Annotated in this window: 3 protein-coding genes; all 3 read left to right on the forward strand. The window is 73.4% G+C overall.

Annotation, left to right across the window (positions count from 1 at the left end):
* Positions 1 to 616: EboA domain-containing protein (locus CA983_RS42680; RefSeq protein WP_086605995.1), on the forward strand; the 616-nt coding region annotated here is incomplete at its 5' end.
* Entirely contained in the window at positions 616 to 1566 is a 951-nt protein-coding gene (locus CA983_RS42685) for a TatD family hydrolase (RefSeq protein WP_244207340.1), read from the forward strand. The genes CA983_RS42680 and CA983_RS42685, both read left to right, overlap by 1 nt.
* Before the next feature lie 3 nt (positions 1567 to 1569).
* Positions 1570 to 2499, forward strand: a 930-nt coding sequence (eboE, locus tag CA983_RS42690) for a metabolite traffic protein EboE (protein WP_086605996.1), incomplete at its 3' end; no start/stop codon positions are given.

Below are 2499 nucleotides of genomic sequence, written 5' to 3' on the forward strand. Positions count from 1 at the left end.
CCTCACCACCCGCCTCGATCCCGCCGCCCGCGCCTGGCTCGAGCACGCCCTCGACGAGGCCGCCGCCCACCCCGGCCTCCACGGGCCCATCTCCGCGTGGGAACTGCGCCTCGCCGAGGCCGGCCGGCGCTGCGGTGCCGCGTACGCCGACGCCGCACGCGTCCTCATCCTCGATGCGGCCCGTGCCGGGACCGACGCCCTGACGCGGGTGTACTTCCAGGGCACCGCCGACGAGCGCCGCGCCGTCCTGCACGCCCTGCCCCATCTCGTGTCCGGCCCCGGCGCCCTCCCGCTCGTCCAAGACGCCCTGCGCACCAACGACACCCGGCTCCTCGCCGCCGCCGTCGGCCCGTACGCCTCCCGGCACCTGGCCCCCCACGACTGGCGCCACGCCGTACTGAAGTGCCTGTTCACCGGCGTCCCCGTCGACCGCGTGGCGGACCTGCCCCGGCGTGCCCACGGCGATGGCGAACTCGCCCGCATGCTGGGCGACTACGCCGCCGAACGCACCGCCGCCGGCCGCACCGTCCCCGAGGACCTGTACCGCGTCCTGGACCTGACCGAGTCCGCCGGCCCGGCCCCCGGCACGGACCACCCCCACGGCAAGGAGTCCTGATGCGCATCTTCGACCCCCACATCCACATGACGTCCCGGACCACGGACGACTACGAGGCCATGTACGCCGCCGGCGTCCGCGCCGTCGTCGAGCCCTCCTTCTGGCTCGGCCAGCCCCGCACCTCGCCCGCCTCCTTCCTTGACTACTTCGACTCCCTCCTCGGCTGGGAGCCGTTCCGCGCCGCCCAGTACGGCATCGCCCACCACTGCACGCTGGCGCTCAACCCCAAGGAGGCGAACGACCCGCGCTGTGTGCCCGTCCTCGACGCACTGCCCCGGTATCTCGTCAAGGACAACGTCGTGGCCGTCGGCGAGATCGGCTACGACTCCATGACCCCCGCCGAGGACACCGCCCTCGCCGCCCAGCTCCAGCTCGCCGCCGACCACGGCCTGCCCGCCCTGGTGCACACCCCGCACCGCGACAAGCTCGCCGGGCTGCGCCGCACCCTCGACGTCGTCCGGGAGTCCGCACTGCCCCCGGAACGCGTCCTGGTCGACCACCTCAACGAGACCACCGTCAAGGAGGCCAAGGACAGCGGCTGCTGGCTGGGCTTCTCCGTCTATCCGGACACCAAGATGGACGAGGAACGGATGATCGCGATCCTGCGCGCCTACGGCACCGAGCAGGTCCTGGTCAACTCCGCCGCCGACTGGGGAAAGAGCGACCCCCTCAAGACCCGCAAGGTGGGCGACCTGATGCTGGCCGAAGGCTTCGGCGAGGACGAGGTCGACCGGGTGCTGTGGCGCAATCCCGTCGCCTTCTACGGACTCAGCGGCCGCCTGAACCTCGACCGCGCGGCCACGGAGGCCACCCACGAAGGCAACTCCATCCTCCGCGGTGCCCCGAAGGACGACCACGAGCCGGCCGGCGTCCCGAAGGGCGCCGAAGAGCCGGCCCGCGTCCCAGGAGACGAGGGCGAGCCGGCCGGTGCGCTCACCCCGGAGGCGTGACCCATGCGCTTCCGCCACCCCGACGGCTCCACCGTCCACCTCGCCTACTGCACCAACGTCCACCCCGCCGAAACCCTCGACGGCGTCCTCGCCCAGCTCCGTGACCACTGCGAACCCGTCCGCCGCCGCCTGGGCCGCGACCGGCTCGGCATCGGGCTGTGGCTCGCCAGGGACGCCGCCCACGCCCTCGACACCGACCCGTCCGCACTGCGCGGCCTGCGCACCGAGCTCGACCGGCGCGGCCTCGAGGTCGTCACCCTCAACGGCTTCCCGTACGAGGGCTTCGGCGCCGAAGAGGTCAAGTACCGCGTCTACAAGCCGGATTGGGCCGACCCGGAACGCCTCGACCACACCACCGCCCTGGCCCGCGTCCTCACCGGGCTCCTCCCCGACGACGTCGGCGACGGCACCATCTCCACCCTGCCCCTCGCCTGGCGCACCGCGTACGACGACGCACGCGCTAAGACCGCCCGCACCGCCCTGCGCACCCTCGCCGAACGCCTCGACGCCATCGAGGAACTGACCGGCCGCTCCATCCGCGTCGGGCTGGAACCGGAACCCGGCTGCGTCGTCGAGACCACCCGCGACGCCATCGCCCCGCTCACCGCGATCGCCCACGACCGCATCGGCATCTGTGTCGACACCTGCCACCTCGCCACCTCCTTCGAAGACCCGCACAATGCCCTGGACGCCCTCACCGAGGCCCGCGTCCCCGTCGTCAAGTCCCAGCTCTCCGCCGCCCTGCACGCCGAACACCCCGATCTGCCCGAGGTCCGCGAGGCCCTCGCCGCCTTCGCCGAACCCCGCTTCCTGCACCAGACCCGCACAGCCACCGCCGCCGGCCTGCGCGCCACCGACGACCTCGACGAGGCCCTCGCGGGCCACGCCCTGCCCGACGGCGCACCCTGGCGCGCCCACTTCCACGTCCCCCTG

The sequence above is a fragment of the Streptomyces swartbergensis genome (assembly GCF_002148965.1).
Classification (GTDB): domain Bacteria; phylum Actinomycetota; class Actinomycetes; order Streptomycetales; family Streptomycetaceae; genus Streptomyces; species Streptomyces swartbergensis.